This window comes from Kocuria sp. CPCC 205235, assembly GCF_040980905.1.
GTDB classification, from domain to species: Bacteria; Actinomycetota; Actinomycetes; order Actinomycetales; family Micrococcaceae; genus Kocuria; species Kocuria carniphila.
On the sequence record NZ_JAVKPR010000001.1, the window covers coordinates 300,875 to 324,116 of the forward strand.

Here is a 23,242-nt window from a genome sequence, read left to right on the forward strand (position 1 = left end):
CTCGGCTATTCAGAAGTGCAAAGTGATTGCCCTCAGGCCGACCGACGCTCATGCGGCAATATTGAATCGGGCGGCCCGGCCTGTCCCCACACCCGTCATGTGGTGACTCTTTACGGAAGAGATAGGCTTCGGCCTTTCGAAGCGGCACCTCAGCCCAGTCGGCCACCGGATTCGGTGAGGTAGCACTGCCCGCACAGGGACTCATAGGTAACCTCGACGCCGTCGATGGCGACCTGATCGCCTTCGAACACGAACCGCTCCCCCACCTTGCGGGTGTTGAACACGGCCTTGCGGCCGCAGCGGCAAATGGTCTTCAGCTCTTCCAGCGAGTGCGCGAGCTCCATCAAGCGCGCCGAACCTGGGAACGCCTGGGTGCGGAAATCCGTGCGGATGCCGTAGGCCATGACCGGAACGTTGTGGAGCACGGCGATGCGCAGCAGGTCATCTACCTGGTCGGTTTCGAGGAATTGGGCTTCATCCACCAGAACGCACGCAACGGGTTTGGCGTCCACGTGCTCGAGGAGCGCATCCGGATCGTCACCTGTCGCGTAGCGGTGGAAGAGTTCGAGCACGCTCGCACCGTGGGGGATCAAGAAATCCACCGTGCGCGTGACACCCAAGCGGGACAGAATCTGGTCCTCGCCCTTGGTATCGACCTGGGGTTTGGCGAGCAACACCCGCTGCCCGCGTTCTTCGTAGTTGTAGGCCGCCTGCAGCAGACCCGTGGATTTTCCGGAGTTCATCGCGCCGTAGCGGAAGTAGAGCTTGGCCACGGTGGGACAGTCTATCGGCAGCAACCGACCGGGACGCGTGGATGTGCCGTGGGACCACATCGATCACTGACCGGAAATCGCAGGTGATTGCCTCTCCGCCGGGCTGATGGCTATCTGGGCAGGTGTCCTTGAATGAGCTGTTCCTGGCAGCGATTTGTCCTGGGAAACTATGCTTGACTGTCGGGAGTAAATCCGGCGAACCCAGGTATAGGGGAGGGCGATCGTGCCAGTGAACGAGCTCGATTCGTCGTCTGGTATCCCCCTGTACCGGCAGATCAAGGACATTCTGCGTCACGAGATCATTGATGGCTCCGCCGACCCTCAAACCCCCATCACTGAAGCGCAACTTCTGGACCGCTTCGACGTGAGCCGTGCGCCCATCCGTCAGGCTTTGAAAGAACTCTCGGTCGAAGGATTCGTCTACCGCAAGCAAGGCAAAGGAACGTTTCCCGTGCCGGGCTCTCGGGTGCATCGACCGGCTACCGTTCGCTCGGGTGCCCTGTACCAGTTCCTGGCCGACACTGGCCTCGACCCGGAGTCAACGGTTACCGGTGTCGAACGCGTGGTGCCGCCGACTCGGATTGCACAGAACCTCGACCTGTCCAAGGGCGAAGAGCTGCTGCACTTCACGCGGGTGATTTCGGTGGAGGGCGCCCCGCTCGTGGAAGCAGATGTCTACATCCGCGCTCCCAAGGAGTTCATCCCGACCGGTGGCGCGTTGGAAGAAAGAGGCTCCGCGTTCGAACTTCTCGAGCGGCAGTTCGGCATCACACTGGAACGCGCTGAACATGAAGCCTGGGCTACGGCAGCTTCTCCGCGGCAAGCTGAGACCTTTGGCGTCCCCGAGGGGAGCCCCTTGCTGGTCATCGAGACGCTGTTCTTCGCCACGGGAGGACTTCCCGCCGGCTGGCGCACCGCCGTTCACCGTGCTGACGAGTTCAAGTACCACTTCATCACCGGCGCGTAGTCGAGCAGCCTCAGCAGGTGGAGCATTCAGTGTGCCCTTAGGGCCGCTGATGACACACCGTGGGCCATGAGGACCCTTGGGCGAGCCATTAAGGGTTCTAGCGGAACATCATGCGATCGGGAGGGCTGCGGCATCGCTTGAGGTGGGATCCAGCTGCCGCTCCCAACCTCGTCAACTCCCAATCCACCCCTGACCTGCGCCATAGATCCGGCTGAAATTCCCAGCTGCACTCCACTTACGCTTTGGCATAACAATATGTATATTGGTGCCACAACGTTACTCAGATCACACCACAGGCGATGGCTACGGCCCGTACGGCGGACACGAGGCTCTCCGGTTCATCGCTTCTCACGTTGACGACCGCCAGCACCCGCCCCTACTTGCGAGCAGACCGACACGGCCCACCACGGAAGGCCATCAACGGCAGCCACAAGCCAGGGGACGCGAAGTGCCCCACGCTCCACACCGCGTCACCCTCATGGTCGGTGACGCCGATGAAAGGTAGTGCCCATGACAGATTCAGAGACTGTCGGCAATGCAACGGTCAACACAGTTCTCGGTCCCGTTCCCGCCGATCAGTTGGGAATCATTGCGGTCCACGAGGCGCTGCTCTCGGTGATCCCGGGAGCCCAGTTCGCGCCGGACGTGTCCATGGATCGCGCCGAGATCTTCGAGACCCTCGCCGCCAAACTCAAGGACTTCCGCGAGCACGGTGGCGGCACGATCGTGGACAGCACCGGCATGTTCCACGGCCGCGATCCCAAGCTCTACGAGGCGCTGTCCAAGTCCACTGGTGTGCACATCATCGCGACCACCGGCATGGGCCCGGAGGAAATGCTCGGCGGTTACTTCCTCACCCCGCAGACCAATCCACCCACGCCGTGGCCCGCGGAGAAGTTCGCCGACCTCTTCGAGAAGGAGGTCACCGAGGGCATGGTTGTTCCGCGCGTTGAACGTCGCGCCGCAGCTGGCATGGTCGCCACCGCGGCAGCGCGCGACGGCATGACCCCCACCGAGGAAAGCCTTTTCCGCGGTGCGGCACGAGCGGCCCTGAATTCCGGGGTCCCCGTCTCGATCCGCTTTGGCGCGGACGCCCTCCACGACCTGGACATCGTGCTCGCCGAGAGCATCCCGGCCCGCCGCGTGCTGGTGGGTGGGCTGGATCGTAAGGACGCGGCGTCGTCGAACGGGGCGCTCGAGGTGGCCACGAAGGGTGCGTACGTCGCGCTCGATCACGTGGGTCTCAACGACGACGCCGCCCACCTCACCGACGAGGAGCGCGCGGATCTGGTGCTCGAGCTTGTCGATGCCGGCCACGCGGACAAGATTCTGTTGTCTTCGAACGCGATTGGCGTGGCCAAGGGCCAACCCGACTACGACCTGCCCTTCAGCTATGTCGCGGCCACGTTCGTCCCGCAGCTCGTGGCCAAGGGACTCAGCGCGGATCACGCGCAGCAAATCCTGGAGAGCAACCCGCGTGACCTGCTGACCGTGGCCCCGGCGCACCGCGCCGACCAATCCTGAATTCTTGAGGTGAAGAAGTTGTCGAAAGTAAACACCGTGCTGGGAACCATCCCGGCCGAAGAACTGGGCATCGTGGCCATCCACGAACACATCGGCTACGGCATGCCGGGCTCCGAACTGGACACCCAGTGGTGGAAGACCCCGGAGCAGCGTTACGAGGAAACCGTGCCCAAGCTGCGTGCGTTCCACGAGTACGGCGGCGGCTCGTTCGTGGATGTGACCGGTATCTGCAACGGCCGCGACGTGGACTACTACAAGTCCCTGTCCGCCAAGACCGGCGTGAACATCATTGCGTGCACAGGATTCGTGGGTGGCGATACGGCACTGCCGCACTTCGCCCGCGCCTCCGTGGAATACCTGGCCGAGGTGTTCATTCACGAGATCACCGTGGGAATCGGAGACACCGGATCCAAGGCCGGCGTGATCAAGGTGGGCGTTTCCCGCGGTGGCAAGATGACCGATCTGGACAAGCGCATCTATCGCGCGGCCGCCCGCGCTGCGCTCGCCACGGGTGTTCCGATCCTCACCCACCTGGCGATCGATGCGGAAAACGCCATCAACATCTTCAACGAGGAAGGCCTGCCGCTGGACCGAGTGCTCTTCGGTCACGCGGACGACGGCGTCAACGCCCAGAACACGCGCGACACCTGGATCGCCGAGCAGGGCGGCCGCGTCGGTTTCGACACGTTCGGCTACGAGACGGAACTGCCTGATCCGCCGTTCTGGGCCCGTCCGCGCAAGGAGCGCCTGGATCACTTCCTGCGCTTCCTGGGTGAGGGCCACCTCGACAAGGCTCTTGCCGGCGTGGACGCGAACTGCAGTCCTCTGGGCTGGCCGGGCGTGAAAGGCCACACCGTGAACTACCTGTTCGAGGACCTCATCCCGGACCTGCGCGAAGCGGGCGTGGACCAGGCAACTATCGACACACTCTTCATCCACAACCCTGCCGATTTCCTCTCGATCCAGAAATAAGCACTTCTCATGCGGGGCGGGACGACGGCGCTCCGCTCACCGCAGATCTCACCAGAAAGTGACACACCATGAAGACTTCGGACCTTCAGAACCTGACCATCGCCATTGTGGGTGGCGGCTACGGCGGCGCGTCCGCGGCGGCCGCTCTGAGCGCCCTGGGCGCGAACGTGACCGTGTACGAACAGGCCTCCGGAATGCACGAGGTGGGCGCGGGCATCGGCTTGCGTCCCTCGTCCATGAATCGCTTCCGTGAGTGGGGCATCTTCGACAACATCGCTGCGGTGAGCTCTCCCAGTGACTACTTCGAGATCCTGACGGCCACCGGCGATCCCATCATGAAGGACGACTGGCCCGAGGACGGCAAGGAGAAGCACACCTACTTGATCCACCGCGGTGACTTCATCGAAGCCCTGGTGGGTGCGCTTCCGCAGGGCATGGTCAAGCTCGGCCACAAGCTGGAGAAGATCGAGGACAACGGCAGCAACGCCACTCTCACGTTCACCAACGGTGAGGTCGTCACCGCAGACCTCGTGGTGGGTGCGGACGGTATCAAGTCCGTGGTGCGCAAGCAGCTGTTCAGCGACAACCAGCCGGTGTTCTCCGGTGAGCATGCTTACCGCTCCGTGATCTCCATCGACGACGCCCACGGGATGATCAACGACGACAACCTGCGCATGTACATCGGCCACGGCACCAAGGTGTACTTGTTGCCGCTGCGCCACCGGAACCAGGTGTCCTTCGACATCACCGCACTGATTCCGGACAGCACCTGGTCACCGGACGTCACCAAGGAAGACATCCTCAAGACCGTGGAGGGCTTTGACGAGCGCATCGTGGACATCGCCCGCGGCCTGAACATGGACACCGTGAACCTGCGGGCCGTGTACGACATCGACCCCGTGGACAACTGGCACTCAGACTGTGTGGCGTTGCTGGGCGATGCCGCCCACTCCATGCTCCACCACCAGGGCCAGGGTGCGAACTCCGCGATCCTGGACGCCGGTGGACTTGCCGACGCCCTCAAGACGGCCGATACCGTGGCAGAAGCGCTGGCCCAGTACCAGGCCGACCGCAAACCCGTGACCGACGAGCTGCAGCGGATCTCCCGTTCCGGCTGGACCGAGGACGAGGTCAACTCCGTGTTCCCCGGCCAGAAGCCCGAGAACCAGAACCCCGCCGAGCAGCAGGCCGCGGATCACGACACTGCCGACCTCGACTCCAGCACCAAGTAGGAGGCGCACTCCATGACCATTCACCCGAAGATTGCCGAGTTCCTCAAGTCCCTTCCCGAGCCGGACGGTTCACCCCTGGACCCCGTGGCCATGCGTGCCGGGGAGAACGCACAGGTACCACCGGTGGCGGATCGCCTGCCGATCCATGACGTGCGGGAGGCGACCGCAGCGACGTCGTCCGGAGACGTACCCGTGCGGATCTACACGCCCGCCGAGGCCGAAAGCTACGGCGTGCTCGTGTACTTCCACGGCGGAGCGTTCTTCTCCGGGAGCCTCGAGACTCACGACCACATTGCGCGTTCGTTGGCCAAGGAGACGGGCCTCGAGGTCGTGGCCGTTGACTTCCGACTCGCCCCCGAGCACGAGTTCCCGGCCGGCCTGGAGGACTGCTACCGCGTGGTCCGCTGGGTTGCGGAGAACAGTGGGGAGCTGAAGTGGGACGGGCGCACGCTGGCGATCGCCGGTGACAGCTCCGGCGGCAACTTCGTCGCCGCGGTCGCCGCAAAAGCCCGCGACGACGGCTTCGACCGCATCACACACCAGATCCTGTACTACCCGTCCCTGGACTTGGATTTCGATGTGGACCGCTACCCCTCCCTGCGCAAGAACGCAGAGGGTTACGGCCTGGAAACCGGCATCCTGGAACCGTTCAACGCGTTTTATTTCGAGAGTGGCGCGGATCGATCCGACCCACTGGTCTCTCCGATCAAGCGCGAGGATCTCTCCGGGTTGCCCACAGCCCTCATCGTCACCGCGGAGCACGATCCACTGCGCGATGAGGGCGAGCTCTACGGCAAGCGCCTGCAGGAAGCCGGCGTGAACGCCACCGTGTCCCGCTACGACGGAGCCAACCACGGCTTTGTCCAGCACTTCTCCTGGATCCCCGAATTCCAACGGGTGTTCACGGAGACGGCTGAGTTCCTGCGCCGGAGCTAAGACACCGGACTCAGCCACCACCCCTAAATAACGACGGCGGCGCGGACCCACGTGTCCGCGCCGCCGCTTTCAACCTGCCCAGCATAGAAAGCCTGTGATCCATCAGTTTCACTATGCGACAGCACTGAGTGACCCGAGAGGCCACCATGTCCACTTCACCCCGTACGAAATTCTGGACCTATGAGAACAAGATCGTCGCGATCTTCTTCTTCACCGTCGGTTTCGTGTTCTTCGACCGACTGATCCTCAACTTTCTGATCCCGTTCATTCAGGAAGACATCCATCTGGACAATAAGTCCATCGGTCTGCTCGCTGCGGCGCTGTCCGTGACCTGGGCGCTCGCCTCAATCATCGGCGGGCGCATTTCCGACAAGGTCAAGAGCAAGCGTCTCTACCTGGTCATCCTGATGGTCGCGTTCTCGTTGACCTCGTTCTTCCAGGGCTTCGTAGTCACCTTCGCGCACCTGGTGATCCTGCGTTTGCTCATGGGCCTGCTCGAGGGCCCGATCATCCCGGTTACCCAGTCCGTGCTCGCGATGGAATCCTCCCCGCGCCGCCGCGGCTTCAACCTGGGTTTCACCATGAACACCGCAAACGGCTCGTTCGGATCCATCCTGGCACCGCTGGTGATCGTGGCCCTCGCGACCATTTTCGATTGGCGCACTGCCTTCTTCCTCACCTTGGTTCCCGGCCTGATCATGGCCGCGATCATTTGGAAGGTCATGCGTGAGCCCAAGGTCGACGACGCCGCTCTGGCGCCTTCCGCCTCGGATTCTCACGGTGCCGACGGGGCGGCTTCCGCAGCCCGCGTGCGCCCCAAGGGTCAGCTCAAAGAGGTGCTCAAGAACCGGAACATCATCCTGTCGATCCTGATTTTCAGCGGTTTCATGGTCTATCTGATGGCACTGATGGTGTTCGGTCCCGTTTACCTGACCAGCATGAAGGGCTTCTCGCCGGGCACCATGAGTATGGTCATGGCTGCATTCGGACTGGGCACCGCGGTGTGGGGTTTCGTGGTTCCGCTGATCTCGGATCGCATTGGCCGCAAGCCCACTTCGGTGATCTTCGGACTGTTGTCCGTGATGGCCCCGTTGAGCCTGTTGTTTTTCTCCAGCCCGTTGTTAATGGCCCTGGCGGTGTTCATCTTCGCCGCCGGTATGGGCGTGGGCGGCATGGCCATGTCGGTGATTCCCGCCGAGTCCGTTCCCGCGATCTACGCTGGCCTGGCCGTGGGACTACCCACAGGAATCGGCGAACTCATCGGCGGGTTCTTGAATCCCCTACTGACCGGCATCGCGGCCGATCAGTTCGGGCTTCCCGTGGCGCTGCTCGTGAGCTGCGGCGGTGCCATTGTCGCCACGATCTTTGCATTGTTCCTCAAGGAAACCGCGCCCCGCATTGTGGGCCGGCGGGAAGAGGACCGGAAGCTGGTGGAGGTGTAACCGGCGACCGCGCCGTCCACCGAACCGTGTGAGCCCCGCTGATCGAGTTGGTCGGTCCGCGGGGTTCACTCCGCTTATTTGGACCAGTCTCGAGCGCGCTTCGATCAGTCGTGGGTCATGAGCGTTGTCTGGATCCTCATGCCGTAGGTTGACGACTATGGAACAAACGGTGGCGGAGCTGTACCAGCGGTGGGCCGAGATCGAGGTCAAAGAACTGTCCCCGATTTTCTACGACTGGGCCACTTCCATTGCGGACGATTCCGAGGTGCTGGGGCTGATTGATGATCTCCCTACCTCGAAGCGCCAACCCAATCTGGTTTTCACGGCCGCCCGTTTCTGTGGTGCACCAGTCGGATCGTATTCGGAACTGCGTCCTTGGTTACTATCGCGTTGGCTCGAGGTCGAATCGGTGATTCGGGAGCGGGCAACTCAAACCAATGAAGCCGGGCAGTGCGCCGTGCTCCTCCCGGTCCTGAGCCGACTGCGGGGGCCGCTCGCTCTCATCGAGGTGGGGGCGTCCGCGGGTTTGTGTCTTTATCCGGATCAGTACAGCTATCGGTACGAGACCGATCAAGGTGTTGTTCCGCTTGATCCGACTACTGGACCCAGTTCGGTTGAGCTGTCCTGCCGCATTGAAGCGGACAGTGTCCCCAACCAACTTCCTACTGTCGTATTCCGTGCGGGGATCGACCTAAATCCGGTTGATCTACGAGATTCTGATCAAGTGAAGTGGCTTGAGACTCTGATCTGGCCGGAGCACGATGACCGCCGTCATCGCTTTCGGGCAGCGGCGGAGTTAGTTGCTGCGGACCCTCCGATGCTCGTGAAGGGTGATCTCCTCGACAACATTTCCGCATTAATCACCGAGGCCCCCAAGAACGCAGGCGTGGTGGTGTTTCACAGTGCGGTCCTCGTCTATCTGACGCCTGAACGCCGTGATCAGTTCGTCGAGCTGATGGAATCCATGCCTGACGTGACGTGGATCAGCAATGAGGGTGAAGACGTATTGCCCACGGTCGCTTCGCGGATCTCCGTACCTGTCAACGGACGAACCGTGCTCGCACTAAACGGCCGGCCGTGCGCAGTCGTTGGTCCTCACGGGCAGAGCTACGAACGAATCGGGATCGCTGAGGGAGCGAGCAAAAAACTGGCCGAAGGGCTATTGCGAGATGGCCCCAGGACTGATGCCATGGGGTATGGAAACTGATGAACAAGCGACCGGTTCAGATTCCGAACGCGGGATTTCCCAGACCATCAAATCTTTCATCCCATCCTTTTTGCTAGTGCTGATAGGTATCGGAACACTCGCCATGAGGGCCAACGGGATCATCAGCGACACAACATCATCGATTGTGTTCGCAGTCCTGATCGCTGCGGGATTGGTGATCTATGTGCTCCTGAACCATGTCCATGGACGGGAGTAACGCGAGCGACGCGGCTACTGCACCACACCCGCCTGCTCCGCATACCCGTGCATCGTGGTGAAGAAGGGTGACGGCTCCAGGGCTGGGTCACCGGAGTAACCCAGCTCTTCCGCGACCGCAGCATACGGAGAGTACGGCGAATCCGACTCGCGGAGGCCGTCGGAAAGGTACCGCTGAGCGGCGTCGGCTACACGGGACTCGATGTCGATACTTTCCTGGATCACGTGCCGTGCTTGGTCTCCCGAAACACCGATCTCGTACGCCTCACCCGCGGCGTTGCGATAGGGGTGGCCCAGGAAGAGACGGTTGGGCTCCACTGTGTCGCGCAGGTACTCGAGGCTTGAACGGTAAGCGACCGGATCCTCATAGCCTGGGAAGCCGTTGGCCGCGCCGTGGATCTGAACAGAGTCGCCCACGAACACGTCGTTCTGACCGTCGATGCAGTACGCGACCGAACCAGCGGTATGACCAGGGATGTGATGAACGGACACGGTGACGTCGCCGCCCAGAGATAACGTTTCACCGCCACGAACCAGCACCTGCGGCTCCATCTCACCCGAGATGACCTGATTTGCCATGCCCATCTGCTGTTCTTCACCCTCGGGGTCGTTCAGGTACCGGGCTCGCGTCTCCATGTACTGGTCGACGTGGGCTCGCCGCGAGCGGAGGAGGGCGGCGTCGTCGTGATGGATGACCACCTGGGCCTTGCGGCCGGTCATTTCCCAGAGCGCATACGCGCCACCCATGTGGTCGATGTGGCCGTGGGTGAGCAGGATCCAGCGAACGTCCTTGATGTTGCGGCCGAGCTTTTCGAGTTCGGGGGCCATACCGTCCGCGGGAGAGGACGCGATGCCCGTGTCCACGATGGCGGGTTCGGGTGCGTCGATGAAGAAGCTGTAGAGACCGAAGCGACCCCACGGTGAAACCAACGGATGGACGGGAACGCTGTGCGTCATGGTGATCTCCTACGGGACGAACGGCCGAGGACTGCTGAGTCCATTGTGCGGTGTGGTCTTGCACACACTAACTTTAGTATAATAATATTTCCATAAAGTGCCCAGGGATCGTGCCCGTCACCAGGACGGCGTGCGCTCCGGCGCTAGTGAAGGAGCTACCCACTCATGGCCGAGTTTGAAACGCTGGACGCCGGCGGGGAATCCATAGCAGTTCGCAAGAACCTCGAAGTTCCGATGCGCGACGGCGTCAATCTGATTGCGGACGTCTATCACGGCACCGAGAATAAGCCTCGTCCTGCGCTCGTCGCCCTGAGCCCGTACGGCAAGGAATTGCAGGCCATGGCGCTGACCATGCCCGCGCAGCGGCGGCCCAGCCCCATGTGGGACGGGTGCATCGAAGCTGGCGATATCACCCGCGTGGTCAAAGAGGACTACGCCCACGTCATCGGCGACCTCCGCGGCACCGGTCATGCCGAGGGTGAGCATATTGGCAATTACAACGCCGGTGGCGTCTCGTTGGGACAGGACGCCTACGACTTCATCGAGTGGGTCGCCGAGCAGCCCTGGTGCGACGGCAACGTGGGCATGATCGGCATTTCCTACTTCGGCTCCATGCAGGTGCTGGCCGCGGCCGAACGCCCGCCGCACTTGAAAGCCATATTCGTCTCCGGTGGCCACTACGACTTCTACGAGACCACGTACCACGGCGGCATCATGTGGTTCATGCCGCGCGCCGCACGCGAGGGACGCGGCGGCGATTCCGGCTGGGCTTTCACGGACAACGTCAAGTCCCGCATGCTCGAGACATTCTCGCCGGGCGAGATCCAGGAGCGGGTCGCCGAGCGTCTGGCCGATCCCGACGTCGCCGCGTGGCCAAATCTCGTCCACGTCCTGAACTACCCCAAGAACCACGAGGCCTGGTTCGACATCATCACCAATGAGCTGGACGGTGAGTGGTACGAGGAACGCAATCCCATCACATTGGCCCCGAACATCGACATCCCCGTGTACCTGCAAATCGATCAGGGCCGCGGCTGGACCATGGACGGGACCATCGAACTGTTCGATGCGCTTCAGGGACCGAAGAAACTGGATATCGGGTCCTACCCTCCAATGCAGTCGCGCCCGTTCATCGAGGAACACGACAAGATGTTCCGCTGGTACGACTACTGGCTCAAGGGCATCGAGAACGGGGCCATGGATGGTCCCGCCGTCAACGTGTTCGTGGAAGGTTCGCGAGAGATCGCGTCTGGTGAGCAATGGCCACCGCTGCCGGTCGAGTACCGGCCGTTGTACTTGCGCCCCCGGCGGAAGCTGTCGTTCGAGCCTGAGCTAATGGGCGCTGAGTACGCGGCCCCGGACGGCTTCTATCAGGCCCCGCTCACCGTCACGGACAAGGTGGAGATCCTCCGCTGGGACACCGAACCCTTCGACGAACCTACGGAAATGATTGGGACCGGTGCCGCACACATCTTCGCGGAGATCGACCAAGACGACACCAACTTCATCCTGCGCATGTGGGACACAGCTCCCAATGGGAAGCGCCAGCTGATCACCACGGGATACCTCAAGGCTTCACACCGCGAGCTGGACGAGCGTACGACCGAGGGCAACCCGTATCACCCGCACACTCGCACCGAACCGGTGGAGCCGGGGACTGTCGAGGAGTACGTACTGCGGCTCTACCCGTTCGCGAACACCTTCAAGCAGGGGCACCGGCTGACGGTGGAACTGTCCAATGCAGAGCCGCTGGCCGATGAGCACAACTCCCTGCTGCCCCCGGATGCCTTCCACCTGCCGGTGGGCCGCCCGGTCACGCACAAGATCTACCGGGACGCGAAGCATCAGTCCCGTTTGGTGCTGCCGTTCACGGTGAAAGGTGTTGAGGCGTAGACGCTGACGGCGCCTCGCTGGGGCGGGTAGGCGCAACCCCGTGACCCACCAAAGGTCCACTGTTATCGTTGGCCCTCACGACAAACGGGGCGAAGCGGCTTGTCACTACGAAGTTGACCATTGGCCGCGATCGGCACCCGACACCTTTGGGACGAGGAGAACTGACATGGCCGGACTTGCACTCGTGACGGGAGCTTCATCGGGCATCGGGTTCTACCTGGCCCAGGGACTTGCGGCCCGCGGGTACGACATTGTGGGGGTTGGCGCGAGCTCGCGCATTGATGAGTTGCCAGGAAAACTCTTGGAGGTAACCGTGTACCCGGTGCGTGCAGACCTCTCTAGCCCCGACGGGCCGAAAGAAGTCTGGGCAAAGGTCGAATCCTTGAACCGCCCGTTGGAAGTTGCGGTGTTCAACGCGGGCAAGAGCCTCGGAGGGGCCTTCATCGACACCGACATCGACGACGAACTGCAGATGCTCTCGCTCAACGTCACCTCGCAGATCCTGCTGGCCAAGCCCGTAGTCCGACACATGGCCGAGCGCAGGCAGGGCAACATTCTGATCACCAGCTCGCTCTCCGCGACCACGCCCACCCCGTACGAGTCGATTTACGGCCCCACGCGAGCGTTCATGTACAGCTTCGCGCAGGGGCTGAGAGAGGAATTGCGCGAGTACGACGTCAACGTGACCGCACTCCTCCCGGGGGCGACTGCCACCGAATTCCATGACCGAGCCGGGATGCAGAACACGGCCTTCGGCGATAACTCCACCAAGAACGACCCCGAGCTGGTCGCACGCCTCGCCCTGAACGGCCTCTTCGCCGGCCGCGACCACGTGGTCGGCGGAGACCGGAAGACCAGGCGGTCCGCGGTTCTCAACAAGTTCCTGGGTGAGCAGCGCAAGGCCCGGCGGTTCTCGAAAGATTCTCGCGAACAATAATGCACACGGAGCCCTCGTAACCAACGGACATGATGGGCCCAACTTGAGCTGCCTGTGCAGTACGTTTAGGTCACTGATGACCGCGAGGGTCCGGTGAACCGGCCTGCGGTCCGCGCCGGACAGCCAAGCGAGGACGTCATGACTCTTCCCACCTCATCCGATTCCACCCGGTCCGTCACGGAGCAGTTTCGCGCCGCCAGGGATCAGTTGTTGCGGTTGCGCACGGATCTCGACGCCGCTCACCGCGAGTTCGAGTGGCCCCGGTTCACGCACTTCAACTTCGCCCTCGACTGGTTCGACGCGCTCGGCCACGGCGACGAAGCAGACCGGGAGGCCCTCGTTATTGTCGAGGAGAACGGCACCGAAACCCGCCGCACCTACCGCGATCTCTCCGTCCGGTCCTCGCAGTTGGCCACGTGGTTGCGCGAGCAGGGTGTGCAGCGCGGTCACCGTGTGATCCTCATGCTCGGCAACCAGGTGGAGCTCTGGGAAACCATGCTCGCATGCACCAAGCTCGGCGCGCCCATGATCCCCACCACCGTGATGCTCGGCCCCGCTGACCTGCGCGATCGCTTGGAACGCGGCAAGGCCAAGTGGGTGGTCACCTCCCACACCAACGCGCAGAAATTCGCCGATGTCGCTGGCGACTTCACGATCATCGAGGTCGACGACCAGCCCGACTTCCGCAAGCCCGTTCCACCTTCCGTGCTGCCGAGCAATCCGGCCGCACCTTCCACTTCCCAGGCCGACGACGCCGCCGCTTCGCCACCCGAGCGCTCCTCCACCGTGGGTGAGCACCCGGTGATCCATTTCGCGGACTCCTGCTCCGGCCCGGAAACCTTCGAGGTGCTCGAGTCCTCACCGGCCGATGATCCGCTGCTGTTGTACTTCACCTCCGGCACCACGTCGCTGCCCAAGTTGGTGGAGCACACGAACATCACCTATCCCGTGGGGCACCTGTCGACCATGTACTGGATTGGCTTGGAACCCGGTGACGTGCACCTGAACGTGGCCTCCCCGGGCTGGGGCAAGCACGCGTGGTCGAACTTCTTCGCACCGTTCATCGCCGGGGCCACGGTGTTCCTCTACAACTACTCACGCTTCGATGCCCGAGCTCTGATGGACCAGATGGAGCGCGAGGGTGTGACGTCCTTCTGCGCACCACCCACCGTGTGGCGCATGCTCATCCAGTCCGATTTGAGTCACCTCAAGAACCCGCCACAGAAGACGGTGTCCGCCGGCGAACCGCTGAACCCCGAGATCATCTCCCGCGTTAAGAACGCCTGGGGCACGGACATCCGCGACGGTTACGGTCAGACCGAATCCTCGCTGCAGATCGCCAACACCCCGGGCATGCCGGTCAAGCCCGGAGCCATGGGCCGGGCCCTGCCTGGTTACGAAACCGTGCTCATCGACACCGCGACCGGCGAAGAACGCACCGACGAAGGCGAGCTGTGCCTGCGTCTGGATCCCCGCCCCATCAGTCTGACCCCGGGGTATCACGGGGATCCGGAGAAGACCGCCGAGGCGTTCTGCGACGGCGTCTACCACACCGGTGACGTGGTCTCTCAGGACGAGGACGGCGTCTTCACATACGTGGGCCGCGCCGATGACGTGTTCAAAGCCTCCGATTACCGGCTCTCCCCGTTCGAGCTGGAGTCCGTGGTCATCGAACATCCCGCCGTGGTCGAGGTGGCCGTGGTTCCTTCACCGGACCCCATCCGATTGGCCGTTCCCAAGGCCTACGTGGTCCTCGGCAATGGCCACGAACCCGATGCGGCAACCGCCGAGAGCATCCTCCACCACTGCCGTGTGAACCTGGCGGCGTACAAGCGCGTGCGGCGACTGGAGTTCTTCGAACTACCCAAGACCATTTCCGGCAAGATCCGCCGCGTGGAACTGCGTGACCGCGAAATCCGACTGCACCCAGCAGCCGGTGCGGAACCGGCGGGTGAACACGTGGAGTACGCGGACACCGACTTCCCGTCGCTGCGTGGGAAGTAGCCGAAGTGGCTCAGGGCAGTCCCGGGGTGACGTACCTGGGCGCTGCATGCACCGGACCGCACCCAACGGCGCGGCAGCAAAATCCGAAGGGATAGCCGAAATACGCGGCGCGTAACCAACCGCGCGGAACGGCGCCCGAGCGGCGTCGTCGGCTCTATTCTGCGGTCCGCGCGATCGCGGAAACCTCGACCATGAACTGCTCCCGCGCCATGGGGGCGACCACCACGGTAGAGGTGGGCGGGACGTCGCCGGTGAAGTACTTCTTGCGCACCTCGCCCACCGCGCCCGCGTAGTCCGCGGAGGCGAGGTAGGTGGTCGTGGAGACGACGTCCTCCAGGGTGCCGCCGGCCTCGACGACCACGGCCTGCAGGTTGTCGAAAACCTGGGTGGCTTGGGCGGTGATGTTGCCCTCGCCCACGTAGGAACCGTCCGGGGCGAAGGCGACCATGCCGGACACGTGCAGCGTGTCACCGTCCAGCACGCCGTAGGAATAGGCGTTGTTGTCCGCGACGTGAGCGGGCAGGCAGGACGGAACGATTCTCTGGCGGCGGGGCATGAGCACTCCTCAAGAAGGCGAAAGATGAATCCGCTCAACCTTCCCAAACCCCCGTGACGGGTGCAACATAGAGGTATCACTTTTCGTGACTCGTCCTTCAGAGGCCGTGCATCATGCCGTCCCATCCACGTCACCGAGCAGCTACACCTTCCATTGACGACGCCGCCCCGCCGGGTGAGCGCGAGGGTCACGGTGAGCGCGACGTCGGCACAGCGGTCCGCGCTGTAGAGCCACCCGATCCCGCCGATCTGGCTACTGACCTGCAAGGAATCCACAAGTCGTTCGGAAAAGCCCATGTGCTCAACGGCGTGGACCTGCAGATTCCCCGCGGAGTGATCGCGGGCTTCCTGGGGCCCAATGGGTCGGGTAAATCGACGACCATTCGAGTTCTGCTGGGGTTGTTGCGGGCGGATTCGGGCACCGCGACCGTGCTCGGACGAGATGCCTGGCGGGACGCCGTCGATGCTCACCGACACCTGGCCTATGTGCCCGGGGACGTGAATCTGTGGCCCGGGCTGACCGGTGGCGAATGCATCGACCTGCTGTGCCGGATGCGCGGTGGCACCCGAGAAGGCGCCGTGGCAGAGCTGACCGAACGGTTCCAGCTGGACCCCCGCAAGAAGTCGCGCGCGTACTCCAAGGGCAACCGGCAGAAGGTCGCGCTGATCGCCGCGCTCGCCTCGGATGCCGAGCTTCTGGTCCTGGATGAACCGACATCCGGACTCGACCCGCTCATGGAGCGCGAGTTCCAAGAGGTCGTGCGGCAGCGCCGGGCCGAGGGCGTTTCCGTGCTGTTATCCAGCCACATCCTTTCCGAAGTGGAACAGCTGTGTGACACCGTGGCCATCATCCGCGAGGGCTCCGTGGTGGAGCAAGGCCGCTTGGAGGACATGCGCCACCTGACCCGGGTCACGATCGACGTGATCACCGCACATGACCCCGCGCTGCTCGATGACTCGATGGATCTGGGCGAGCTGCAAATCCATGAGATGGCCGAGGGGTTCCACATCACCGGGCAGGTGGAACCGGCCGCACTCCAGGACATGCTTCCCGGCCTCCACAGCTTGCACGTACGACAACTGCACGTTGCTCCGGCCTCGCTTGAAGAGTTGTTCATGCGTCATTACCGCGCGGAACCGCACGGTGAGGCGGGGCAGGCAGCTGGCCCGGGCGGCGTCGTCGGCGTGGAGACTCGCGCGCCTGGGAAGCCTGCGAAACCGGACCCGTCATGACACGCGAGCTGCAAGGCACGGCCACCTTGCTGAAGTTGGCGCTGAAACGCGACCGCATCCGGTTGCCCATCTGGGTCGTGGCCGTGGGACTGCTGCTGGCCGGGGGCGGTCAGGAACTCGCGCAGGTCTTCTCGAGCGCCGAGGAACGCCAGGTGCGCGCCACCATCATGGGACAGCCCAGCGGCATCTTCATGGGAGGCCCCGGCTACGGCCTGGACGACTACACCGTAGGGGCCATGATGGCCAATGAATACACGCTGTTCATCGTGGTGGCAGTCGCGATCATGGCCCTGCAAACGGCCGTGCGCCACACACGCGGTGAGGAGTCCGCCGGGCGGATCGAGCTGCTGCGCTCCACACGAGTCGGGCGGCACGCGGCACCCGCTGCGGCCACGGTCATGCTGCTCATCACCGCCACCTTGATCACGCTGGTGTGCGCCGGATCGATGCTAATGCTCGACCTTCCGGCCCAAGACAGCTGGGCCTTCGGCGCGGGGATCGGGGTGCAGGTGCTGGTGTTCGGGGCGGTGGGATTGCTGTGCGCGCAACTCTCTTCGACGCCCCGCGGTGCCATGGGCCTCGGGCTCGCGGTGCTTGGCGTGGCCGTTGTGGTGCGTGGAGTGGGCGACATCATGGAACTGCAAGGCAGTTGGCTCTCGTGGTTCTCGCCCATTGCCTGGTCCATGCAGACGCGCGCGTTCGTGGAGCTGCGCTGGTGGCCGCTTCTGCTGGCCGTGGGGCTCACCCTGCTCGCGACGCTGGCCGCAATGTCCCTGCAGTCCCGCCGCGACCTGGACGCTGGCCTGCTTCCGCAACGCTCCGGGCGGTCACACGCCGCGAGTTACCTACGCGGCCCACTCTCCCTGGGTGTCCGGCTGACCCGCACTTCCAACATCACCTGGTTGATCGCCCTGGTGCTCCTGGCCGTGACCTACGGGTCGTTGGCGCCGTCCATGCGGGACTCATTCGCGGACCTTCCGGCCTCGTATCAAGCGATCATGGGCGGTTCGGACCGTGCCGTGCAAGGCTTCCTGGACCTCGCGATGACCACCCTGGCGTGCGGCGCGGCGGCCCTGGCCGTGGCGCTTGCATCGCGGCTGCACGGTGAGGAAACGGATAGTCGCACCGAACTTGTCCTGTCACTACCCGTGGCCCGGATCCGGTGGTTGCTGAGCTGGTGGGCGCTCGCCTTCGTGGTGTCCGCGGTGGTCCTGCTCTTGAGCACTCTGGTCCTGGCCGCCACCACGGACGCGGTGATCACGGTAGATGGCGTGTACTCGGGCCTTCTGCTGATCTGGGCCACGTATCTGCCCGCGCTGACCCTGTTCGCCTCCCTTGCCGTGCTGGTTTACGCCCTTTCCCCCCGCCTCACGGTGCTCGCGTGGGTGCCGGTGTTGTTCGTGGTGATCGTCGCCATCCTGGGACCGCTCCTGAGCGTGCCCTCGTGGGTCACGGACCTCTCGCCGTTCCATCACGTCGCACGCCTGGCCAGTGATTCCGCCGCCGACGCCGCCGCCCTCACCTGGATCTCGACCGTCGCCGTTCTCACGGCCGCCTTGGCCGTGGCCGCGTTCCGTCGCAGGGACATTCCGAGAGATTAAGTAAGCATGCTTATGAGATGATTAAGTGACCTAGACGGGCGATACACCTCACCATGAATTGGGGCGACCATGTACCCCTTGGTCAAGAAGCGAATGCTTCTCGCTTCAGCAACAGGCATGCTGTTCATGGCGGCCTCATGCACTCCCACCGAAGCCTTACCCGCCTACGACTCCATGGATGACGTCTATCGAGCGGTGGACGGTCACGTCGGATGCGCGGACCATGCTCAAGGACAACCGATCTCGATTTCGACTTCCATTCAACCGACCGGTGAATCTCGCATGTGCACCAAATCCGTAGAGATCCTCTGGTTCCAAGCTTCGGAGACACACCAGGAAGCCCGATCGGCAGCCGCGAGTGCCGCCGACCCCTCCGGTGCTGTGTACATCGTGGAAGGGGCCAACTGGTTTGTCGCGGACCCGTCCGAGGTTCAGCAGAGGTCGTTCCCCGATCGAGAAGTCGACATGAAGGAACTCGCGAAAGCGCTGAACGCCCGGTACTCGGTCGAGCACTGAGCACTGAGCACGCGTGATGCTCTTGCTTCAGCGAGAAGCTATTGACTTTCGATAGATTTCAAACGATACTCAATGCATGCTGTCGGAACGCTGGGCCGTTGTGCCCCTCAGAATTTTCTTGGCGGTTCTCTTCGGAGTCCTCGTCCTGCTTCAGGTGATGTCCCTGCCCGGCCAATTTGCGCATATGGCCCAGGAGTCACCGGACATGGCTCACCTGCGGTGGCCGCTGACTGCCATCACCGTGTTCTGGGTGGTGTGCGCTCAGGTCGTGGTCGTCTGCACGTGGAAGCTCTTGACGCTGGTAAACCGTGACCGCATCTTCACGCAGTCTTCCTTGAAATGGGTGGACGCCATTGTGTGGGCCATTGCCGCAGCCTGGGCCGTCCTGCTGGGCGTGTTCTTGGCCGTAGGCTTCAACGCCGACGATCCCGGACTACCCCTCTTGATGTTCCTCGTCTTGACCAGCGTCACCGTGCTGGGGCTGCTCATGGTGGTGATGCGAGCGCTCCTCCGCCAGGCCACCACGCTGCGCACCGACATGGAAGCGGTGATCTGATGCCCATCGTCGTGCGCATCGATGTTGAGCTCGCAAAACGGAAAATGAGTGTTGGCGAATTCGCGGAACGCGTGGGGCTCACTCCCGCCAACGTGGCCGTGCTCAAGAACGGCCGCGCCAAAGCTGTCCGTTTCACCACGCTGGACGCCATGTGTCGCGTGCTTGAGTGCCAACCCGGGGATCTCCTCGAGTGGGTCGAGGACTGAACCATGAGGCTTCTTGTCATCATCCTTTTCGGCATACTGGGCCTCGCCGTGGGCGTTGCCGGAATGATCCTGGGGGAAGGTGATGATTCCCCGGGACTGCAAGGGATCGGCGTTCTGCTGGCCCTTGGCTCAGTGACGCTCACAGCGAGAGCACTTCGACGCCGCTCCCGCCAAGCTCCTTAGCCTGCCCGGCCCCGTACCGGCACCAAACGCACCGAGCGATCCGCCAACTCGGCCACGTCATCCGGGTCGTGCGTGATGATCACCGCGGTCCGGTCCGCCAGCACTCGTTTCAGGACACTCCGAATTTCCGGGCGGGCCGATACATCCAGAGCGCTCAGGGGCTCATCCAGCAGCACCAGTTCCGGTTCCGCCGCCAATACTCGCGCGATTGCGACCCGCTGCGCCTGACCCCCCGAAAGTTGCTCCGGATAACGGTCAGCGAACCGCCCCGCACCCGTCTCATCCAGCCAACGACGAGCCGCCCGTCTCGAGGCCTCCCGGCCCAGGCCCTTGCACCGCGGCCCGAAGGCCACGTTCTCCAACACGCTCAGATGCGGGAACAACAACGGTTCCTGCGCCATCAACGCCACGCCCCGCCGGTGCGCCGGCCTCCAGGTGCCGTGACCCTTCGTATCCAGGTCGACGACGTCGCTCCCCGCCACTCGCACTCGTCCCCGGTCGGGTGCCAGGAGACCCGCAATCACCGCGAACACCGTCGACTTACCCACCCCATTGGGTCCGACCAACGCGACGGTCTGTCCCCGATCAGCTCGAAACTCAGCAATGACTGCCCGTTCAGCGACGACCACGTGCACATCCATCCAAGTCTCCTTGCGTTGATCGGCCACTGAGTTCTGCTCGGCTACTGGATTGACCTCAAGCCCCCGGAGGTCGCCAGGTCCCGGCTGCAATCCCGCACTGAAGGGTTCACCACGACCCCGATCGACGGCATCGCCTGGACCGGTCACCGGTGAAGCATTGACCCCATCGGCATCAGCCGAACCCTGCTCGGAACGCCCCGCGCCCCGCAGCCAACCGGAAAGTCCCGCACGAAAGCCGACGCCGCGGCGTCGTCGAGCGGGTGCCGAAAATCCGACCACCGCCACGGCAACCAGAACCAAGAGAAGTGACAACGCGATCGCGGCATCCGGGTCAGTTTCACGCTGCAGGTAGATCTCGAGCGGCAGCGTGCGAGTGACACCCTGCATACTTCCGGCAAAAGTTAGGGTCGCACCGAACTCTCCCAAGCAGCGCGCGAACGACAGCGCCGCACCCGATGCAAGGGCCGGGGTCACCAGGGGAATAATGATCCGCCGCATCGCAACGGTTGGCGATGCTCCCAGCCCGGCGGCAACTTCTTCATAACGGGTCCCCATGGTTCGCAGCGCACCCTCGAGGGAGACCACCAGGAACGGGAGCGCAACGAACGTTTGCGCGAGCACCACCGCGGTCGTGGAGAACGCGATCGAGATCCCGAGCGCCTCCAGCTGCTGGCCCACGAGTCCAAGTCGACCAAAGGTGTACAGCAGCGCAATACCGCCCACCACCGGTGGCAGCACCAGGGGCAGGAGCACCAGTGATCGCAGTATCCGTAGTCCAGGCACTTGGACCCTGGCCAGCACCAACGCCAGCGGACAGCCCAACACCACGCACAGCACCGTCGACATCAACGCCGTGCGCAAGCTCAGACCGAGTGCGGTGAGTGAGGATTCTGACGTCAGCAAACTCCACAGGTTCGGCCAATCCACGCGCAGCAGCATCCCGAGCAACGGCAGAAGCACGAACAGCGCCCCGATCAACGCCGGTACCAGCACCCACCCGGGCACCGTCCGGAAGCGAGCGCGCGTCACGGCGCCCCGAACCCCTCGTCCCGCAGGATGGTCTGGCCACGCTCACTCGTGAGCGCGTCGACGAATTCCCGTGCGGCCGTCGCGTTCGGCGAGTCCGGGAACGTCACCACGGGGTAGTAATTGACGACGTCCTGCGAATGCGGAACCTCGATCGTTTCCACACGACCCCCCGCGGCCTTGGCATCCGTGACGTACACGAGTCCCGCATCCGCCTGACCCGACGTCACCTTGCCCAGCACGTCGGTCACAGACAGTTCCGAACTCACGGGACTCAGCGCTACGCCATTCGCCTTTTCGAGTTCATCCGCGGCCGCTCCGCACGGCACTTCTGGCGCGCACCGGACAAAATTCACACCGTCTTTCCGAAGGTCGTCCAGCCCGGAGATATCGGCAGGGTTGCCCTCTGGCACGACGAGTGTGAGCGTATTGCTCGCGAAAATCTCTGATTCACCGGACGGCAGGTCCGAATCGGTCAGGCGCTGCATGGTCCGCTCGTCCGCAGACGCAAACACGTCCGCCCGCGCCCCCTCCTGCAACCGCTGCGCCAAGCCGGTCGAGCCGCCGTAATCCACCGTCACATCTACGCCCGGGTACTCAGCCTCGAATTCCTCGGCCAGCCGGTCGAAGCTCGTGGTCAGCGACGCCGCCGCATACACCGTCAGCGTTCCCTCCGCCGACGACGCCGCTCCCCCACTCTCGCTCGACCTCTCGTCAATACCACCGCCGGTTCCGCACGCCGTCAGAAATAGTGCTGCCGCCGCACTCAGCACGGCAAGTATCGCCCGAGCCCTCACGAGAAATCTCCGGACTCGACAATGACCGTGGTTGCCTTGACCACCGCCGTCGCGACCGATCCCGGTTCGAGCTTGAGTTCTCGCACTGCTTCGGTACTCATCAGCGAGACAATCCGGTGGGGACCGCACTGCATTTCCACCTGGGACATCACCTTGTCCGAGGTCACGGTCGTCACCAGTCCGACCAGCCGGTTCCGGGCGGATCCTTTGCCGCTGTTGGGATCCCTGGGGTTCACCGCATTACGTTTGGCCAGCTCCGCCAGCTCGACCCCGTCCACAACCGCGTGACCGGATGAGTCTTGCCGACGAGTGAGCGTGCCCTGATCGATCCACCGCCGCACCGTGTCATCGCTGACACCGAGAAAGAGCGCCGCATCCGCCACCCGCAACAAAGTCATGTCATGAGACTATCCGCATCTGCGGCCCCAATCATGAGTAGATTCCGTAAATTCGGATCAATGCTGTCACCGGAGAATGTCCGCCAATGACTTCATAAGGTCAAGAGCATCACGTTGTTGTTTATAGGACAGCCACGGTTCGTGTTCATAGAGAGCAAACTGCACGGAGACTTCCGCTCTAAGTTGGATCTCTTTCCGCGCCGACTCCGAGAGTTCGATCATTCTGAACCGCGCGTCAAAGCAGTCAACTCGGTACTGCACGAGTCCCACACCGTGGAGCTCTCGCACGTATCGCGACACCAGGCTCTTGGACAATCGCGTCCCCCGCGCGATCCCACTGACCGATTCACCTGGATTCTCCGCGAGGTAGTTCATGACCTCCATTTCCCCAGGTTTGAGGGCTCTTCACAATCGAGGGTGTAGATCTGTCAGCGCGTCGCTCACCGGGTAGGGGTCGAGGTCTTCCGAGG

23 protein-coding genes and 1 pseudogene are annotated in these 23,242 nt (G+C 63.2%); 17 read left to right on the forward strand and 7 right to left on the reverse strand.

Translation table 11 applies throughout. The annotated features are described in order from the left end of the window. Positions 1-149: 149 nt before the first annotated feature. Complete coding sequence (locus tag RF638_RS01430; RefSeq protein ID WP_095798800.1) at positions 150-773, reverse strand: thymidine kinase; 624 nt, start codon at positions 771-773, stop codon at positions 150-152. Positions 774-996: 223 nt separating this feature from the next. Here RF638_RS01430 and RF638_RS01435 point away from each other — a divergent pair, with 223 nt between their 5' ends. The 8 genes from RF638_RS01435 to RF638_RS01470 all read left to right on the forward strand — a co-directional run bounded on the left by RF638_RS01435 (position 997) and on the right by RF638_RS01470 (position 9,270). After that, positions 997-1,740 (forward strand): GntR family transcriptional regulator, encoded by a 744-nt coding sequence (locus RF638_RS01435; protein WP_259917707.1) that lies wholly within the window; start codon positions 997-999, stop codon positions 1,738-1,740. A 510-nt stretch (positions 1,741-2,250) separates the two neighbouring features. Continuing rightward, positions 2,251-3,264: a phosphotriesterase gene (locus RF638_RS01440; RefSeq protein WP_259917704.1), complete on the forward strand. Its 1,014-nt coding sequence runs from the start codon at positions 2,251-2,253 to the stop codon at positions 3,262-3,264. A 9-nt stretch (positions 3,265-3,273) separates the two neighbouring features. Then, entirely contained in the window at positions 3,274-4,236 is a 963-nt protein-coding gene (locus RF638_RS01445; RefSeq protein ID WP_259917702.1) for a phosphotriesterase, read from the forward strand. 68 nt (positions 4,237-4,304) lie between these two features. Next, complete coding sequence (locus RF638_RS01450) at positions 4,305-5,468, forward strand: NAD(P)/FAD-dependent oxidoreductase (protein WP_259917700.1); 1,164 nt, start codon at positions 4,305-4,307, stop codon at positions 5,466-5,468. Positions 5,469-5,480: 12 nt separating this feature from the next. Then, on the forward strand, positions 5,481-6,404 hold the full coding sequence (locus RF638_RS01455) for an alpha/beta hydrolase (RefSeq protein ID WP_259917698.1): 924 nt from the start codon (positions 5,481-5,483) through the stop codon (positions 6,402-6,404). 146 nt (positions 6,405-6,550) lie between these two features. Continuing rightward, entirely contained in the window at positions 6,551-7,846 is a 1,296-nt protein-coding gene (locus RF638_RS01460) for an MFS transporter (protein ID WP_259916331.1), read from the forward strand. A gap of 157 nt (positions 7,847-8,003) precedes the next feature. Beyond that, positions 8,004-9,053 carry a DUF2332 domain-containing protein gene (locus RF638_RS01465; protein ID WP_368841265.1) on the forward strand — a complete coding sequence of 350 codons (1,050 nt, stop codon included), beginning with the start codon at positions 8,004-8,006 and terminating at the stop codon, positions 9,051-9,053. Further along, entirely contained in the window at positions 9,043-9,270 is a 228-nt protein-coding gene (locus RF638_RS01470) for a hypothetical protein (RefSeq protein ID WP_259916325.1), read from the forward strand. The genes RF638_RS01465 and RF638_RS01470 overlap by 11 nt, the downstream gene beginning before the upstream one ends. A 14-nt stretch (positions 9,271-9,284) precedes the next feature. On the opposite strand, the gene RF638_RS01475 is transcribed toward RF638_RS01470, so the two are convergent. After that, positions 9,285-10,226, reverse strand: coding sequence for an MBL fold metallo-hydrolase (locus tag RF638_RS01475; RefSeq protein ID WP_368841266.1), 942 nt, complete (start codon positions 10,224-10,226; stop codon positions 9,285-9,287). 165 nt (positions 10,227-10,391) lie between these two features. Here RF638_RS01475 and RF638_RS01480 point away from each other — a divergent pair, with 165 nt between their 5' ends. From RF638_RS01480 to RF638_RS01490, 3 genes are all read left to right on the forward strand, one after another. Further along, positions 10,392-12,119, forward strand: a complete 1,728-nt coding sequence (locus RF638_RS01480; RefSeq protein WP_368629887.1) for a CocE/NonD family hydrolase — start codon at positions 10,392-10,394, stop codon at positions 12,117-12,119. A 166-nt stretch (positions 12,120-12,285) separates the two neighbouring features. Then, a complete protein-coding gene (locus RF638_RS01485) occupies positions 12,286-13,056 on the forward strand; it encodes an SDR family NAD(P)-dependent oxidoreductase (RefSeq protein WP_315278703.1) in 771 nt (256 codons plus the stop codon). Positions 13,057-13,194: 138 nt separating this feature from the next. After that, the gene (locus tag RF638_RS01490; protein ID WP_368841267.1) at positions 13,195-15,060 is read left to right on the forward strand and encodes an AMP-binding protein; all 1,866 of its coding nucleotides are present in this window, start codon (positions 13,195-13,197) and stop codon (positions 15,058-15,060) included. A gap of 154 nt (positions 15,061-15,214) precedes the next feature. On the opposite strand, the gene RF638_RS01495 is transcribed toward RF638_RS01490, so the two are convergent. Continuing rightward, on the reverse strand, positions 15,215-15,616 hold the full coding sequence (locus tag RF638_RS01495) for a RidA family protein (RefSeq protein ID WP_016997151.1): 402 nt from the start codon (positions 15,614-15,616) through the stop codon (positions 15,215-15,217). 113 nt (positions 15,617-15,729) lie between these two features. Here RF638_RS01495 and RF638_RS01500 point away from each other — a divergent pair, with 113 nt between their 5' ends. The 6 genes from RF638_RS01500 to RF638_RS01525 all read left to right on the forward strand — a co-directional run bounded on the left by RF638_RS01500 (position 15,730) and on the right by RF638_RS01525 (position 19,910). Further along, positions 15,730-16,848, forward strand: coding sequence for an ABC transporter ATP-binding protein (locus tag RF638_RS01500; protein WP_368841268.1), 1,119 nt, complete (start codon positions 15,730-15,732; stop codon positions 16,846-16,848). After that, positions 16,845-18,449, forward strand: a complete 1,605-nt coding sequence (locus RF638_RS01505; protein ID WP_368629884.1) for an ABC transporter permease — start codon at positions 16,845-16,847, stop codon at positions 18,447-18,449. The genes RF638_RS01500 and RF638_RS01505 overlap by 4 nt, the downstream gene beginning before the upstream one ends. 93 nt (positions 18,450-18,542) lie before the next feature. Continuing rightward, entirely contained in the window at positions 18,543-18,965 is a 423-nt protein-coding gene (locus RF638_RS01510; RefSeq protein WP_143470017.1) for a hypothetical protein, read from the forward strand. A 76-nt stretch (positions 18,966-19,041) separates the two neighbouring features. After that, positions 19,042-19,521 carry a DUF2975 domain-containing protein gene (locus tag RF638_RS01515; RefSeq protein ID WP_095798758.1) on the forward strand — a complete coding sequence of 160 codons (480 nt, stop codon included), beginning with the start codon at positions 19,042-19,044 and terminating at the stop codon, positions 19,519-19,521. Beyond that, the gene (locus RF638_RS01520; RefSeq protein WP_095798757.1) at positions 19,521-19,727 is read left to right on the forward strand and encodes a helix-turn-helix transcriptional regulator; all 207 of its coding nucleotides are present in this window, start codon (positions 19,521-19,523) and stop codon (positions 19,725-19,727) included. Before RF638_RS01515 ends, RF638_RS01520 begins: the two co-directional genes overlap by 1 nt. Before the next feature lie 3 nt (positions 19,728-19,730). Then, a complete protein-coding gene (locus tag RF638_RS01525; RefSeq protein WP_095798756.1) occupies positions 19,731-19,910 on the forward strand; it encodes a hypothetical protein in 180 nt (59 codons plus the stop codon). On the opposite strand, the gene RF638_RS01530 is transcribed toward RF638_RS01525, so the two are convergent. The 4 genes and pseudogenes from RF638_RS01530 to RF638_RS01545 form a co-directional block, all read right to left on the reverse strand. After that, on the reverse strand, positions 19,907-21,580 hold the full coding sequence (locus RF638_RS01530; RefSeq protein ID WP_368841269.1) for an ABC transporter permease: 1,674 nt from the start codon (positions 21,578-21,580) through the stop codon (positions 19,907-19,909). The two genes, RF638_RS01525 and RF638_RS01530, sit on opposite strands and share 4 nt — an antisense overlap. Next, complete coding sequence (gene modA / locus RF638_RS01535) at positions 21,577-22,374, reverse strand: molybdate ABC transporter substrate-binding protein (protein WP_095798755.1); 798 nt, start codon at positions 22,372-22,374, stop codon at positions 21,577-21,579. The genes RF638_RS01530 and modA overlap by 4 nt, the downstream gene beginning before the upstream one ends. Then, entirely contained in the window at positions 22,371-22,772 is a 402-nt protein-coding gene (locus RF638_RS01540; RefSeq protein ID WP_095798754.1) for a molybdopterin-binding protein, read from the reverse strand. The genes modA and RF638_RS01540 overlap by 4 nt, the downstream gene beginning before the upstream one ends. 66 nt (positions 22,773-22,838) lie before the next feature. Beyond that, positions 22,839-23,159: pseudogene (locus tag RF638_RS01545) on the reverse strand (MarR family transcriptional regulator); the annotation flags it as partial. Between the last annotated feature and the right edge of the window lie 83 nt (positions 23,160-23,242).

Bases quoted from the DNA above. Each gene is read 5' to 3' on its own strand.
- RF638_RS01455 (WP_259917698.1), top strand. From the start codon at position 5,481: ATGACCATTCACCCGAAGATTGCCGAGTTCCTCAAGTCCCTTCCCGAG.
- RF638_RS01490 (WP_368841267.1), top strand. From the start codon at position 13,195: ATGACTCTTCCCACCTCATCCGATTCCACCCGGTCCGTCACGGAGCAG.
- RF638_RS01470 (WP_259916325.1), top strand. From the start codon at position 9,043: ATGGAAACTGATGAACAAGCGACCGGTTCAGATTCCGAACGCGGGATT.
- RF638_RS01495 (WP_016997151.1), bottom strand. From the start codon at position 15,616: ATGCCCCGCCGCCAGAGAATCGTTCCGTCCTGCCTGCCCGCTCACGTC.
- RF638_RS01475 (WP_368841266.1), bottom strand. From the start codon at position 10,226: ATGACGCACAGCGTTCCCGTCCATCCGTTGGTTTCACCGTGGGGTCGC.
- RF638_RS01440 (WP_259917704.1), top strand. From the start codon at position 2,251: ATGACAGATTCAGAGACTGTCGGCAATGCAACGGTCAACACAGTTCTC.
- RF638_RS01465 (WP_368841265.1), top strand. From the start codon at position 8,004: ATGGAACAAACGGTGGCGGAGCTGTACCAGCGGTGGGCCGAGATCGAG.
- RF638_RS01500 (WP_368841268.1), top strand. From the start codon at position 15,730: ATGCCGTCCCATCCACGTCACCGAGCAGCTACACCTTCCATTGACGAC.
- RF638_RS01510 (WP_143470017.1), top strand. From the start codon at position 18,543: ATGCTTCTCGCTTCAGCAACAGGCATGCTGTTCATGGCGGCCTCATGC.
- RF638_RS01480 (WP_368629887.1), top strand. From the start codon at position 10,392: ATGGCCGAGTTTGAAACGCTGGACGCCGGCGGGGAATCCATAGCAGTT.
- RF638_RS01520 (WP_095798757.1), top strand. From the start codon at position 19,521: ATGCCCATCGTCGTGCGCATCGATGTTGAGCTCGCAAAACGGAAAATG.
- RF638_RS01505 (WP_368629884.1), top strand. From the start codon at position 16,845: ATGACACGCGAGCTGCAAGGCACGGCCACCTTGCTGAAGTTGGCGCTG.
- RF638_RS01460 (WP_259916331.1), top strand. From the start codon at position 6,551: ATGTCCACTTCACCCCGTACGAAATTCTGGACCTATGAGAACAAGATC.
- RF638_RS01450 (WP_259917700.1), top strand. From the start codon at position 4,305: ATGAAGACTTCGGACCTTCAGAACCTGACCATCGCCATTGTGGGTGGC.
- RF638_RS01525 (WP_095798756.1), top strand. From the start codon at position 19,731: ATGAGGCTTCTTGTCATCATCCTTTTCGGCATACTGGGCCTCGCCGTG.
- RF638_RS01515 (WP_095798758.1), top strand. From the start codon at position 19,042: ATGCTGTCGGAACGCTGGGCCGTTGTGCCCCTCAGAATTTTCTTGGCG.
- RF638_RS01540 (WP_095798754.1), bottom strand. From the start codon at position 22,772: ATGACTTTGTTGCGGGTGGCGGATGCGGCGCTCTTTCTCGGTGTCAGC.
- RF638_RS01485 (WP_315278703.1), top strand. From the start codon at position 12,286: ATGGCCGGACTTGCACTCGTGACGGGAGCTTCATCGGGCATCGGGTTC.